Source organism: Herbaspirillum sp. GW103 (genome assembly GCF_000261365.1).
GTDB lineage: Bacteria > Pseudomonadota > Gammaproteobacteria > Burkholderiales > Burkholderiaceae_D > Herbaspirillum.
Genome location: NZ_AJVC01000003.1, coordinates 1093316 through 1106027, shown reverse-complemented (window position 1 = coordinate 1106027; position 12712 = coordinate 1093316). Strand labels below are relative to the sequence as shown.

Annotated in this window: 13 protein-coding genes; 2 read left to right on the top strand and 11 right to left on the bottom strand. The window is 56.9% G+C overall.

What is annotated here, in order from left to right; genetic code table 11:
• Positions 1-38: 38 nt before the first annotated feature.
• The 7 genes from GWL_RS08505 to GWL_RS08475 all read right to left on the bottom strand — a co-directional run bounded on the left by GWL_RS08505 (position 39) and on the right by GWL_RS08475 (position 7798).
• Positions 39-2387, bottom strand: a complete 2349-nt coding sequence (locus GWL_RS08505) for a heavy metal translocating P-type ATPase (protein ID WP_157174212.1) — start codon at positions 2385-2387, stop codon at positions 39-41.
• Between the two features lie 76 nt (positions 2388-2463).
• Entirely contained in the window at positions 2464-2892 is a 429-nt protein-coding gene (locus GWL_RS08500) for a hypothetical protein (RefSeq protein ID WP_008328781.1), read from the bottom strand.
• A gap of 141 nt (positions 2893-3033) precedes the next feature.
• The gene (locus GWL_RS08495) at positions 3034-3450 is read right to left on the bottom strand and encodes a DUF411 domain-containing protein (protein WP_034350319.1); all 417 of its coding nucleotides are present in this window, start codon (positions 3448-3450) and stop codon (positions 3034-3036) included.
• 78 nt (positions 3451-3528) lie between these two features.
• Positions 3529-4452: a copper homeostasis membrane protein CopD gene (gene copD / locus GWL_RS08490; protein WP_034350318.1), complete on the bottom strand. Its 924-nt coding sequence runs from the start codon at positions 4450-4452 to the stop codon at positions 3529-3531.
• A 7-nt stretch (positions 4453-4459) separates the two neighbouring features.
• Positions 4460-4846: a copper homeostasis periplasmic binding protein CopC gene (gene copC / locus GWL_RS08485; RefSeq protein ID WP_008328778.1), complete on the bottom strand. Its 387-nt coding sequence runs from the start codon at positions 4844-4846 to the stop codon at positions 4460-4462.
• A gap of 45 nt (positions 4847-4891) precedes the next feature.
• On the bottom strand, positions 4892-5875 hold the full coding sequence (locus GWL_RS08480) for a copper resistance protein B (protein ID WP_034350315.1): 984 nt from the start codon (positions 5873-5875) through the stop codon (positions 4892-4894).
• A gap of 30 nt (positions 5876-5905) precedes the next feature.
• Complete coding sequence (locus GWL_RS08475; protein WP_034350313.1) at positions 5906-7798, bottom strand: copper resistance system multicopper oxidase; 1893 nt, start codon at positions 7796-7798, stop codon at positions 5906-5908.
• A gap of 150 nt (positions 7799-7948) precedes the next feature.
• Here GWL_RS08475 and GWL_RS08470 point away from each other — a divergent pair, with 150 nt between their 5' ends.
• Both GWL_RS08470 and GWL_RS08465 read left to right on the top strand, forming a co-directional pair.
• Positions 7949-8653, top strand: a complete 705-nt coding sequence (locus tag GWL_RS08470) for a heavy metal response regulator transcription factor (RefSeq protein WP_008328775.1) — start codon at positions 7949-7951, stop codon at positions 8651-8653.
• A complete protein-coding gene (locus GWL_RS08465) occupies positions 8650-10029 on the top strand; it encodes a heavy metal sensor histidine kinase (protein WP_008328774.1) in 1380 nt (459 codons plus the stop codon). The genes GWL_RS08470 and GWL_RS08465 overlap by 4 nt, the downstream gene beginning before the upstream one ends.
• Positions 10030-10056: 27 nt before the next feature.
• On the opposite strand, the gene GWL_RS08460 is transcribed toward GWL_RS08465, so the two are convergent.
• The 4 genes from GWL_RS08460 to GWL_RS23335 all read right to left on the bottom strand — a co-directional run bounded on the left by GWL_RS08460 (position 10057) and on the right by GWL_RS23335 (position 12525).
• Positions 10057-10548, bottom strand: a complete 492-nt coding sequence (locus GWL_RS08460) for a 3'-5' exoribonuclease (RefSeq protein WP_008328773.1) — start codon at positions 10546-10548, stop codon at positions 10057-10059.
• A gap of 24 nt (positions 10549-10572) precedes the next feature.
• Entirely contained in the window at positions 10573-10872 is a 300-nt protein-coding gene (locus tag GWL_RS08455; RefSeq protein WP_237713543.1) for a hypothetical protein, read from the bottom strand.
• A 47-nt stretch (positions 10873-10919) separates the two neighbouring features.
• Positions 10920-12055 (bottom strand): IS3 family transposase gene (locus GWL_RS22955; RefSeq protein ID WP_085943559.1). Its coding sequence is split into 2 segments (ribosomal slippage): positions 10920-11791 and positions 11791-12055, totalling 1137 coding nucleotides; the frame shifts between segments, so codons are not numbered across the junction.
• Positions 12056-12306: 251 nt separating this feature from the next.
• Complete coding sequence (locus GWL_RS23335) at positions 12307-12525, bottom strand: hypothetical protein (protein WP_157174211.1); 219 nt, start codon at positions 12523-12525, stop codon at positions 12307-12309.
• Between the last annotated feature and the right edge of the window lie 187 nt (positions 12526-12712).

Sequence of the window (12712 nt, the reverse complement as noted above, 5' to 3'; positions counted from 1 at the left end):
GCAATCTGAGGCCAACGGTCTTCTTCTCAAGCTAACGCTTAGCCTTGGGTTCCGCGCAGGCGCAGCGCATTCGCGATCACAGATACCGAGCTCAGGCTCATCGCCAGTGCCGCCAACATCGGTGAGAGCAGTTGTCCGGTGAACGGGTAAAGCAAGCCTGCCGCTAAGGGAATGCCCAACGCATTGTAGAGAAAAGCAAAGCCCAGGTTCTGACGCATGTTGCTCACAGTTTCTACTGATAGTTCTGTCGCGCGTGCGATGGCCCGCAGGTCGCCCTTCACCAGCGTGACATGGGCGCTATTGATTGCCACGTCGGTCCCGGTTCCCATAGCGATCCCAACATTTGCCTTGGCTAGCGCCGGAGCGTCGTTGATTCCATCACCCGCCATCCCGACGACCTTGCCTTCGGCTTGGAACCGTTCTACCAGTGCAAGCTTGTCTTGTGGCTTGACTTCACCGTAGACCTCGGAGATGCCAAGCTTATTGGCAACCGATTTAGCGGTAGTAGTGCCATCACCTGTGGCCATAACTACCGAGATCCCGGCCTCTTTTAGGCTGGCCAATGCTTCCCGTGTTGTTCCCTTAACGGGGTCCGAGACTGCCAGTAGCCCTAAAAGTGCGCCGTTCCTCGCCAGATACATCACGCTGGCTCCTTCAACACGCAAAGCTTCTGCTTCCGAAAGCAGAGATTCCGAAGAGACGCCTTCCGACTCCATCAGCGTGGTATTGCCCAGCGCTAGACGCTCTCCGTTGACTACCCCTCGCACGCCTATGCCACTGGAAGATTCAAAGCGGCTGGGCGTCGATAAGGGAAGCTGGCGCCGGCGTGCCTCGGTAACGATCGCGTGCGCTAGTGGATGCTCACTTCCTTGGTCGAGGCTTGCCGCCAGTTGCAAGATCTCCGTTTCTTGACTGCCCGGTGCGGCAATTATTCGATCGAAAGCAGGTTTTCCTTCCGTAAGGGTGCCAGTCTTGTCGACGATGAGCGTATCCAGCTTTTTCATACTCTCGATGGCCGCTGCATCTCGAAACAGGATGCCTTGGGTTGCGGCACGGCCAGTAGCGGCCATGATGGACATAGGCGTTGCCAAGCCAAGCGCACATGGGCAAGCGATAATCAGGACCGCTACCGCGTTGACAAATCCATAGACCCAGCTAGGTTGCGGTCCAAAAAATCCCCAGCCTAGCAGCGTCAACAAAGCAATACCCACCACGATGACGACAAAATAGCCAGCGACGACGTCCGCCAACCGCTGCATGGGAGCGCGCGAGCGCTGGGCTTGGGCAACCATCTGAACGATTTGGGAGAGCATGGTCTGCGACCCGACCTTCTCGGAGCGGATGATCAGACTGCCGCTGGCATTAATCGTTGCCCCGATAACCTTGTCACCAGGTCGCTTGGTAACGGGGACAGGTTCACCGGTTAGCATCGACTCGTCGATGGCACTCTCTCCCTCAACGACCACCCCGTCGGTAGCGACTTTTTCGCCTGGCCGAACGCGAAGCAGGTCGCCAATATGAACATTGCTCAAAGGGATGTCTTCTTCCGCACCATCTGCGGTGATCCGTCTGGCCGTCTTGGGCGCCAAGCCGAGCAGTGATTTAATGGCGGCGGACGTCTGCGAGCGCGCCCGGAGTTCCAGGATCTGTCCCAGCAGCGTCAGCGAGATGATGACCGCCGCGGCCTCGAAGTAGACGCCAATCCGCCCATGTTCCATGAAGGTCTGGGGGAATAGCTCGGGGAAAACAGTTGCGATTACGCTATAGCCATAGGCGGCTACCACGCCCGTGCTGATGAGAGTCCACATGTTGGGGCTACGGCGGACAATCGAGTCAACTCCTCGACGCAAGAACGGCCAGCCGGCATACAAGACCACGGGCGTACCAAGCCCCAGCTCGATCCAGCTTTGACCGTGTAGACCATGTGGGAATAATCGGCCACCGGCCATGGCCAGCACCGTGACCAACACAGTCAAGGGCAAGGTGAGCCAGAATCGCCGCTGGAAGTCACGCAGCTCAGGATTCTCCTCTTCTTGCGCCGTCGGTAGCAGCGGCTCCAGGCTCATCCCACATATGGGGCAATTTCCGGGAGAAGTCTGCCTGATCTGCGGGTGCATGGGACAGGTATAGACGGCTCCATCAGCTGGCGTACTGCTTGCCTCGGGCTTTGATGAAGCTCCGACGAATGCAGCCGGATTAGCACGGAATTTTCCCATGCACTTGTCGCTGCAGAAGTAAAAATCCCTTCCGTCGTGCTCTATCCTCCGGTATGGATCGGGAGTCACCTTCATGTGGCAAACCGGGTCAGTCTGGCTTTTTTCCGTGGGCGAACTCATTTCAACGCCTGGATCTGGTGCCGTGTGATGATGGTGATGATGTTCATCCATAGTTACTGCTCTCCCGTCAGGCCTACCCATTAGGTCACGTGACGGGTACACGGAGTATCCCATCACGCTATCAGTACTACTGCGACATTGACATTGGCATTTCCATACAGTCCATCATCATCTGCATTGTCATCTGCATCATGTCCATTTGTTTCTGCATCATCGCCGGTGTCGGTGCCGATTTGCGTTCTGTCCTGGCCGCCATCATGCTTTGCATCATGGCCATACTGTCCTTCATGGTTTTCATGTGATCGGCCATCAATTGGCGCCGTTCTTCAGGAGAAGCGGCGCTCATCATTTTCTGATGCATATCGCGCATGACTTTCATCTGATCATCCATCTGAGCCATGGATACGCCCTGAGGGCCCGGTTTGGCGGCGGAGGACGGTGAAGTGACGGCCGGCCCCGGATGATGCCCTTCATGCTCAGCGGCGGTTTGTGCAAATCCGGAAATGGCGAATGATGCCATTGCGACCGTACCGATCAGGTTGGCGACGCGTTTCATGGTTTCTCCTTAATTTGAGATGAGGCCGTCGAAAGGTTGCCTCTCTCTACAGTCTAGTAAGGACCGGATCGGACGGCGTGACCCAGGTCAAACCATAGTCATATGCGTCCTGACGGAATGAAGCGCACCGCGCTATCGGCGTCAGTCTTGAGAAAAAGCCTTACCGGCGAAGTCCACGGTCACCAGCTTGCCATCCATCTTGCCCATACCTGGTGAGTTGGCGGGCATGCCCGGTACCGCTACACCTTTGGTTGGCTTGGATGCGATGAGTTTTGCAACGACCGGCGCTGGGACATGGCCTTCGATCACCTGACCCGTTGCTTCTACCACGCCGGTATGGCACGACTGCAGAGAGTCAGGCACACCTAACCGCTTTTTGACCGCCGACATATCGTTGCTGTCAATGACCTTGAGCTTGTAGCCTGCTTGGCGCATGTGATCTGCCCACGCCGTGCAGCAACCGCACTGGGGATCCTTGTAGACGGTGATTGCCTCACCTGCCGCATGCGCAACCAGAGAGGTAAGCACGAGTAGATTGGCGACAAAAAACTTTTTCATCCATTTACCTTTACGGAGACATCAGCAAGAAAAGCTGGTGCGACGCATCATATTGCACGCACTGACTGGGCGGGAGCCTCATTCCGTCATCGGTCCCAAGGTGCCGAGCCAGGCGACCAGCGCGAGAATCAGGAAGGCACAGCACGTTTCGATAAAAAGACTTTTGCGCAAGGCAGCGATGGCCTGGCTATGTTCGCCCGAGACATGGACACGCTCAAGCAAGGGACTGAGGCGGTACCGATTTGCCGCAGCCAGCGCCAGCATCAACGCGAACAGCCCCAACTTGGCGAGCAGTAGCTGGCCATAGGGCGACGACAGCAGGCCGTTGAAAGTAGGACCGACGATGAGCCAATAGTTGAGTGCGCCAGTGACGACCAAAGATCCCACGATGCCCGTTCCCATGAGGGCAAAGCCGTTGAGCGTGCGGCTGAGCAAGGAAACGTCAGCCGCGCCGTCACCGTACCTCATCTGGAGCATCAGGATAAACGCTGCCAGCGCGCCTATCCAACCACCAGCGGCAAGCAGATGGATAATATCCGCCGTGAGGTGAATCTGACCACGCATGCCTTCGTCCATTGCGCCGTGACCAGCCCAAGACAACGTGGCCAGTGCGACAGCCCCCGCCATGCTCATGACGGCAGCGCTCGCAGTCGGGAATGCGGCGCAAAGCAGTGACACCATTACAATCACCACCAGCATGGCCATGCGCAAGCACCACGCCATGCCGAATGCTGTGTCGGTCAACATCATCTCGAAGACGTGCTGCTCTATCGAGCTGAAGTCGGCGGCGCCGGTCATTGCCTTAGCCATGAGGAACATACTCACCACCGAGAGCGCCATGCCGTTGACGGCTGCTACCACCGTCAAGGTAGAGAACTTTCTGCCCAAGGCGGATGAACGTTCGGTCTGGCGCAAAGCATGGAGCTGAAACAAGGGCAGACCAAAAACAAGCATTAGGTCCAGGTAGAGCGCAAAGCGCACCAAAACGGTCATCCCATCCATTACCGGCTCACTTCACCGTGAAAGTGATCTTGCCAGTGATGGGGTGCGTGTCCGACGACACCGCGCGCCATTCGATGCTGTATACGCCAGGCATCAGCGGCTGGCTGGGAGTGATCACCATGGTTTTCGGGTCATCCGAGCCGGACACCTTGGCGGCCATTTTCATGGGTGACGCGTGATTCATGCCAGGCATGCTGGTCATCAGGAGGCTGGCACCGGAAAACTGCTTGGAAAGATTCTCCGAGAAGTGCAGCTCGATCTTCTCGGGGGCGCTCACCGTCGAATTGTCTTCGGGGGTCGAGCCAAGCAGCTTCGGGTGAGCGAAGGCGGCGGTAGCAAAAGCGGCTGCAGCGATCGTCACGGCTGTTTTGGCGAAGAGAGACTGGTAGGACATGGCGATACTCCTTGGAGATGTTATGGAGGGTAAAAAAGTGGAGAACTAGAACAAGACGCGTACGCCGGCCACAAGCCGGGTTTCCCCGGCATTGCCACCGGCACCACGGACGTAGGTGGCGGTACGGCCGAAATTCTGGTTACGCTCGATCCCAATGTAGGGGGCGAACTGGCGGGAAAACTCATAGCGCAGTCGCACACCGTAGGCGGCACTGGACAGGCCACGTCCGATACCCAGCTCGGGATCCTCTTTACCATACAAGTTGGCTTCGACGCGGGGCTGAAGTACCCAGCGCTGGGTCAGCAACACCTCATATTCGGCGGCCAGACGCAACGCGGTGCGGCCTTGTTCGCCCACATAACCGGTCGCCTCGACTTCGAACCAGTAAGGCGACAAGCCTTGGATACCGAACGCCAGCCAGTTACGACCTGGACGATTGCTGCCCACATCAACGCGCAAACCGAGCTGACTGTCCCAATACGGCGTCATTGCGTGGCTCCACAGCAATTCCGTACGAGAATCGCCCACACGGCCTTGTTCAATGTCACCTTCGGCCTTGATGTAGAACTTGTCGTAAGAATTGCCAATCCAGCCTTGCGTGTCATAGGCGATGGAGTTGCCATCACGGGTATGCACGCGTTCCAGCCGGTCGACTAGGAAGGAACCAAAGGAATGCATATCCGACATCATCAATGTGCTGGTGTCCTTCTGGGCATAGGGGCCCGTATTGAGGGTGTAGCCATTGGAATAGCCATGCGGATCTCGTGCATCCGCTGGCGCTGTCGAGCTGGAGCCCATATCCATGCCCGCCATATCCATACCGCCATGGTTCATCGCCCCGTGATCCATTGATCCCGCCGTGCTGGCGGTGCTGCCGTCCATGCTGTCCATGGTGGTAATGGCCGGCTGCGAGGCCGAGCCAGCCGCTGGCGCGGCATGGCCTTCGTGTGTCTGGGCCAAAGCCGCGCTCATGCCCGCAGACGCCAGGGCCAGCACGAGAATCCGAGTTGAATAGCGTGTAAGAGTCATTCTAAGTATGCCTTTCGGTACAGGTCCTGGTTAGCTGACGACGACTTCACGGAACATGCCCATATCCATGTGGTACATCAGGTGGCAGTGCCAGGCCCAGCGGCCTAAAGCATCCGCTGTGACCAAAAAACTGATGCGCTGCGCCGGCTGGACTGGAATCGTGTGACGTCGTGCCAGGAAATCGCCATTCGGCGTTTCCAGTTCACTCCATAGTCCATGCAAGTGCATGGGGTGGGTCATCATCGTGTCGTTGTGCAAGATGACGCGCAGGCGCTCACCGTAACGGAAATGAACGGGCGTGGACTTGCCGAACTCCAGACCATCCAGCGACCAGGCATAGCGCTCCATATTGCCGGTCAGGTGAAGTTCGACTTCGCGCTCCGGACCGCGCTGATCGAGCGGCCCGCCGATCGTGTGCATGTCAGCCAACGTCAGCACACGGCGACCGTTATTGCGCAGCCCGACTCCCGGATCATCCAGATTGGTACGAGCGCTATCGACGCGAGCGTCTGTGCTGGGCCCATACTCGGTGCTGGCATGGCGTGCCTTCTTACTCGGTACTTTCAGCGGATTGGCAGCGCCCATCTGGTGCTGGCTGTGATCCATGGCTGGCATGGGCTGCATGGTCGCCTTACCGTCCATGGATTCCATACTGTCCATGCCGTCCATGCCGTCCATGCTGGACATCGAGTCCATGCCGCTCATGGAAGACATGCCACCCATTGCGCCATGGTTCATGTGTCCCATGGCACCATGATCCATACCCCCCATCGAGGACATATCGCCCATCATGTCCCCCATGCTGAGCCATTCCGGCTTGTTTACTGCCGGCACCGGCGCTGTCAGACCGGCACGGATGGCCAGCGTGCCTCGGGCGTAACCAGTGCGCTCCATTGACTGGGCAAATACTGTGTAGGCGTCCTCCTTTGGCTCAACCACCACGTCACAGGTTTCGCCCGGGCCAAAGCGGAATTCATCCACGCTGACCGGATCGATATCCACGCCGTCCACCTGGACAACCTTCAATTTGAGCCCTGGAATACGAACGTCATAGAAGGTGTTGCCAGAGCCGTTGATACAGCGCAGGCGCACTTTCTCCCCAGGCTTGAACAGTGCGGTCCAGTTGCCCGCAGGCGTGACGCCGTTGGCTAGATAGGTCAAGGCCGCCGCAGACAAATCGCCCAGGTCCGTGGGGTTCATGCGCATCTCATTCCACATCGCACGATTGTCCATGGCCGCCTTCACGCCATCTTTGCGTGCGTCGCGGACAAAATCAGCGGCCGTCAGCCGATTTTGATTGTAGAAATCGCCTTGCTTCTTGAGCTTGGAGAGCACCGACATCGGATTTTCATCCATCCAGTCAGAGAACAGAATCACATGCTCCCGATCTGCCAGCTTCTTGCCGGCATCCGCCGGGTCGATGACGATAGCGCCATACATTCCGGTTTGTTCCTGCATTCCCGAGTGGGAGTGATACCAGTAGGTGCCGCTTTGTTTGACCTTGAATTTGTACGTGAAGGTCTCACCAGGCGCGATGCCAGCAAAGCTGATGCCCGGCACGCCATCCATCTGGAACGGCAAGATAATGCCGTGCCAGTGGATGGAGGTGTGTTCCCGCAGCTTATTGGTGACGTTGATGGTGACCATTTCGCCTTCTTTCCACCGCAACGTCGGCCCCGGCAGCGAACCGTTGATGGTGGTGGCAACGGTCTGCTTCCCCGTGAAATTGACCGGCGACTCCGCGATCACCAGGTCAAATACGTTGCCAGTGAGAACGGGGGCAGCAGAGGCACTTGCCGGTGTTTCGACTGCCTGGGCCACCGCCTGCATAGCGCGCGACGACAGCCCCAGCAGTACACCCCCTGCAGCCAGCCCTTTGACGAAGCGGCGGCGGGAGTTGAGAGGGGACGATGAATTCGACATAGGTTGGATCACTCCGAAATGGGGATATGGCGCTGATGATAAGTACGGCTGGCGATCAGTCGGATTACTCGTGCATTACATTCCTGTAATGATGTCGTCATCTGGCTCAACTGCACGTAACATGTCGCTATCTTCTTGAGTGTTATCAATATGAAAATTCTTGTGGTCGAAGATGAGCCCAAAACAGGCGAGTACGTCCAGCGAGGACTGGCCGAGGCGGGATTTGTTGTCGATTTGGCCAAAAACGGCCTGGATGGCTATCACCTGGCCATGACCGAGCCCTATGACCTGGTCATTCTGGACGTCATGCTCCCCGACGTGGATGGCTGGCGCATCGTGCAATCGCTTCGTGACGCCCAAAAGACGGTTCCAGTCTTGTTCTTGACGGCCCGGGATAGTGTTTCTGACCGCGTCAAGGGGTTGGAAATGGGGGCAGACGACTACCTCGTCAAGCCGTTTGCATTCTCCGAGCTGCTGGCCAGGGTGCGCACCCTGCTGCGCCGGGGTAGCAATGTGGTTTTACAGGATCGGCTGACGGTCGCGGACCTGGTGCTCGATCTCCCGCGGCGCACCGCCAGCCGAGGCGGCCGCAAGCTGGTGCTGACCAGCAAGGAGTTCGCCTTGCTGGAGTTCTTGGCCCGCCGCCGGGGAGAGGTGCTGCCGCGCTCCCTTATTGCATCCCAAATCTGGGACATCAACTTCAATAGCGACTCCAATGTCATTGATGTGGCCATCCGCCGCTTGCGCGCCAAGGTTGATGATGGATTCGATCATAAGTTGATTTTGACGGTACGCGGCGTGGGCTACATTCTGGACGATGAAGAGCCCAGAGAGTCGGCTGAGAGCGCGACATGATTCGTCAACGCTCGCTGACTGTCCGCCTGACCGCCTTGTTTGCCGTGGCGTCCACGGCTGTGCTGGTGGGTCTGGGGTTACTCATCATGTCCACCGTAGCCAAGCACTTTACCGACCAGGATGAACAGCTACTGGAAAAGGAGCTTGAACTCATCCGCATGGTGGTCAATGAACGCGGTGCCGGCGCCATTACCAGTACCTTTGGCGAAGCGTTGCACAATCATCCAGGCTTTTTCGTTCACATCAGTGCGGCCAACGGCCAACCAATGTATTCAACCCTGGCAGATGCGAACCAGCCCATACTGACAGCCGCTAAACGGATCGCGGGCAGCCACTCATTCGCCGTTAATGCCGGCGAGCATAAGCAATTTCAGGCCATCAAAGCACACTTGAAAGACGACAAAAGCGGCGAGCAGCTACAAGTCATCGTTGCTGTTGACACGGAAATCCACGACCACTTCATGCGCAATTTCAAGACAACCTTGATTTTGTATGTAGCGGGATCTGCCTTGATTGTGGTCTTGCTCAGCTGGTGGGCGGCGCGGCGCGGGCTGGCGCCGCTGCGAGCGATGTCGGACAAAGTGCAAGCCGTGTCTTCGCATAACTTTGGCGAACGCATGCCCATCGAGACTTTGCCGGTTGAAATCGCCGACTTGGCGGCCAAGCTAAACGCCATGCTGGAACGGCTCCAACAAGATTTCCATCGCATCACCAACTTTTCGACCGATATCGCTCATGAGCTGCGCACGCCTATCACCAACTTGCTGACGCAAACGGATGTGGTCTTGACCCAGCAGCGCACCAATGAGGCCTATCGGGACACGCTTTCCTCGAATGCCGAGGAATTGCAGCGCCTGGCTAGAACCATTTCCGACATGCTGTTCCTGGCGCAGACCGAAAACGGTATCAGTCTGCCTAGCTATGAGCCACTCCAGCTCCAGGAGGAAATTACCGAGCTTTTCGACTTCTATGATGCCTTGGCAGAGGAAAAAGGGTTGCAGCTGCAGCTGGCGGGCGATGCGACCATCAGGGGGGATCGCCTGATGGTGCGCCGCGCACTGAGCAACCTGATCTCCAATGCCATGCGCTACACGCCAGCGGCGGGCAGCATCACAGTGTCGATCGCCAGGTCTGAAGGCGACGTTCTGGTAGCCGTTGAGAATGACGGCCCCGAGATCCCGGCGGAGCATCTGCCTCACTTGTTTGACCGGTTCTATCGAGCAGACAAGTCCCGCACCAAAGTTGACACGGATTCCGCTGGCTTGGGCTTATCCATCACGCAGGCCATTATGCGGGCTCACCAGGGGGATGTCACCGTACGCTCGGTGCAGAGGAAAACGCGCTTCACTCTGCGATTCCCCCATATGGTGATCTAGCAGTGTCTATGGGGATATCCCAACGATCTATGCAATGGTCTCGCCAACTGAGGCCGGTGGCAATTCACGAAAAGCGTAGCAATTCGCCTTGGCATCATTGAGGGCGTGGTGCTCGGGCAGCTTATGCTGCTTGTGGAACTCGTACCGCAATAGCTCATTAATGCGATCGGCGACCAATCGACGCTTGCACCACGGCGGCACCCGTCCATCCAAGACATCGTAGAAGAGATCCCAGTCCGTCTGGTAGTCGTAGCAAATGAAGACCTCTTGATCCTTCGGCCTGACCAATTTAAGCCAATTGGTCATTTGCAGGTAAAGATCGTCCTTGGTCATTTCCGCATGCGGCGCGTATCCCAAGAGCGGAAGGACCGCAGCCTTGACGAATTCGCTGCATTCACGCACCTCGTAAGGAAGCTCGGCGTAAAACTCCTCGCCGCTTTGCGCGACCAGGCCGATGCTGATCAACTGCGGGTCGAGAAAGTCAGTGAACTCAGTGTCGATGAAGACGTTGAACGACATCGTGTGCTCCCTCATTTGTGAACTTCAGGGGGTATGGCTCTGGCCCGAAAGTGTGGCATGCCCCAATACCCATGGCATCAGCTTGGCAATATTGACTGCATCGTCCAGCCCACGATGATGCTGCCCCTCCAGAGGAATGCCCGCCAGCGCACACGCCCGAACCATGCCAACCTCCTTGCCAATGCGCTGAACCTTCGCAAACAACCGCTTGGCATTCTGATGGGGCATAGCCAAGGGCATCGTAATCCCGTGGCGCTGGGCCTCCCTGGTCAGTTGCTTCTGATCGTAGTTTCCCCAGCTCATCCAGACAGTATCGCTGGACACTACCTCGCTGACCGGCCTGAAACAACTGGTCCAGACTTAAAGTTAGTCTAAGCGGCAAGCCGCAGTGGTTCTGGGGTTGATGCCGGCAGTGTCGCCTGTGGCGCCGGCGGCCGGTAATTCAGTGAGCTATGCGGCCGAACGGTATTGTACTGATGACGCCATCGCTCGATGATGACCTGAGCTTCTCGAAGGGTGTAAAAGATTTCTCCGTTGAGCAGTTCATCGCGGAATTTACCGTTGAAGGACTCGCAGTATCCGTTCTCCCAGGGGCTTCCTGGCTCGATATACAGCGTCTTTGAACCGACCGATGCAAGCCAGCGCCGAAGGTTCTTGGCGACCATTTCCGGACCATTGTCAGAGCGTAGATAGGCCGGAACACCGTAGGTCACCATGGCCTCAGCCAGGATATCGATGACGTCATTACTGCGAATTTGCCTGGCCACGTGCAGCGCGAGACAGCGGCGGGTGAACTCATCGATGAGCACCAGGATTTTCAGAACACGTCCATCATGCGTTCTCTCCATGACGAAGTCCCAGCTCCAGACGTGATTTGCATATTCCGGCCGCATTCTGATGCAACTGCCGTCAGCCAGCCACAGCCTTCCTCTCTTTGGCTGTTTCACTGGCACCTTCAAGCCTTCTAGTTTCCAGATACGCTCCACCCGAGAGCGACTCAGCTCCCAGCCTTGAGCTTCTAGCATGGCGTGGATGCGCCGATAGCCGTAACGGCCATACTGGCTGGCCAGTTCGATGATGGCTCCAGTCAGTGGCGCCTCATCGGAACGTGGGTGGGCAGCATAACGAACCGAAGAACGGGAGAGATGGAGCGCCCGGCAGATACGCCGTTCAGCGTGGCCCAAGCTCATTCTGACATGGGCCACAGCCTGGCGGCGACGTGCCGGGCTCAGAAGTTTCCCCGGCTGACCTCGCGCAGTATCTGGTTATCGATGACAGCATCCGAAAGCGCTCGACGCAAGCGTGCGTTCTCTTGCTCCAGTTCCTTCAGTCGCTTGGCCTGGTCAATCTTCAGGCCGCCATATTCCTTGCGCCAACGGAAGTAGGTTTGCTCAGTCACGCCGAGTTGGCGGCTGATTTCGGCCACCGTCTTGCCTTGCGCAGACATGACTTCTGCTTCGCGCAGTTTGTGGATGATGTCTTCGGATGTGAATCGCTTCTTGGGCATGGTCTGACTCTCCTTTTCAATAGCATATGAAATTTCAAGTCGGACCAGTTTTTTCAGGTCAGGTCAGTGCCGTCGTCCGAACAGGTTGCTTCGAGGTCGACAACGAGAATTCTTGCCACGTGATCCTCTTGATAATGGAGTTGGTCCGGCGGGAGGACAATTTCGCACGCGAAATTGCTGCCTTTAGTGACTAAAGGATCTGTTGCTTTCGCAACTTGAGCCGGCTCAACTTGGAGGCTAGCTGGTAGCTATCAGCTAGCTGAGAAATGTTTGCTGCTGAATTTGCGGCTGACGCGGGTGGAAAATATTCGCCCGTCTATTGAGCGCGCCGGCCGGGTAGTCACTGCAATAGCTCCGTCCTTAATGGACAGGAAAACACGTTGGCCTATCTTCCAGTCTGTCAATGCCTTCGGCCACGAGACTTTGCCGTCGCGTTCGAGAATGGTGGAGTAGGTTTGACGTTTTTTCATGCAAGCTCGATTGTGCAGTTTTGACCAGAGACGATCACGTTTTGGGTCATTTCATTCCACAGTTTATAGCATCTCGTGGTCACAATATATTCATGTCGCGACTTGAGTCTGCTCATCCTACAAAGAATATCTGAGAGCGTGAAAACTTGCCATTGACAACGAACCTTCGGCTGATGCAATGTCCGTG

Coding starts and splice junctions, on each gene's coding strand:
- GWL_RS08500 (WP_008328781.1), bottom strand. CDS start 2,892: ATGAAACGCGTCGCCAACCTGATCGGTACGGTCGCAATGGCATCATTC.
- GWL_RS08470 (WP_008328775.1), top strand. CDS start 7,949: ATGAAAATTCTTGTGGTCGAAGATGAGCCCAAAACAGGCGAGTACGTC.
- GWL_RS08505 (WP_157174212.1), bottom strand. CDS start 2,387: ATGGATGAACATCATCACCATCATCACACGGCACCAGATCCAGGCGTT.
- GWL_RS08460 (WP_008328773.1), bottom strand. CDS start 10,548: ATGTCGTTCAACGTCTTCATCGACACTGAGTTCACTGACTTTCTCGAC.
- GWL_RS08480 (WP_034350315.1), bottom strand. CDS start 5,875: ATGACTCTTACACGCTATTCAACTCGGATTCTCGTGCTGGCCCTGGCG.
- GWL_RS08495 (WP_034350319.1), bottom strand. CDS start 3,450: ATGAAAAAGTTTTTTGTCGCCAATCTACTCGTGCTTACCTCTCTGGTT.
- copC (WP_008328778.1), bottom strand. CDS start 4,846: ATGTCCTACCAGTCTCTCTTCGCCAAAACAGCCGTGACGATCGCTGCA.
- GWL_RS08475 (WP_034350313.1), bottom strand. CDS start 7,798: ATGTCGAATTCATCGTCCCCTCTCAACTCCCGCCGCCGCTTCGTCAAA.
- GWL_RS08465 (WP_008328774.1), top strand. CDS start 8,650: ATGATTCGTCAACGCTCGCTGACTGTCCGCCTGACCGCCTTGTTTGCC.
- GWL_RS23335 (WP_157174211.1), bottom strand. CDS start 12,525: ATGAAAAAACGTCAAACCTACTCCACCATTCTCGAACGCGACGGCAAA.
- copD (WP_034350318.1), bottom strand. CDS start 4,452: ATGGATGGGATGACCGTTTTGGTGCGCTTTGCGCTCTACCTGGACCTA.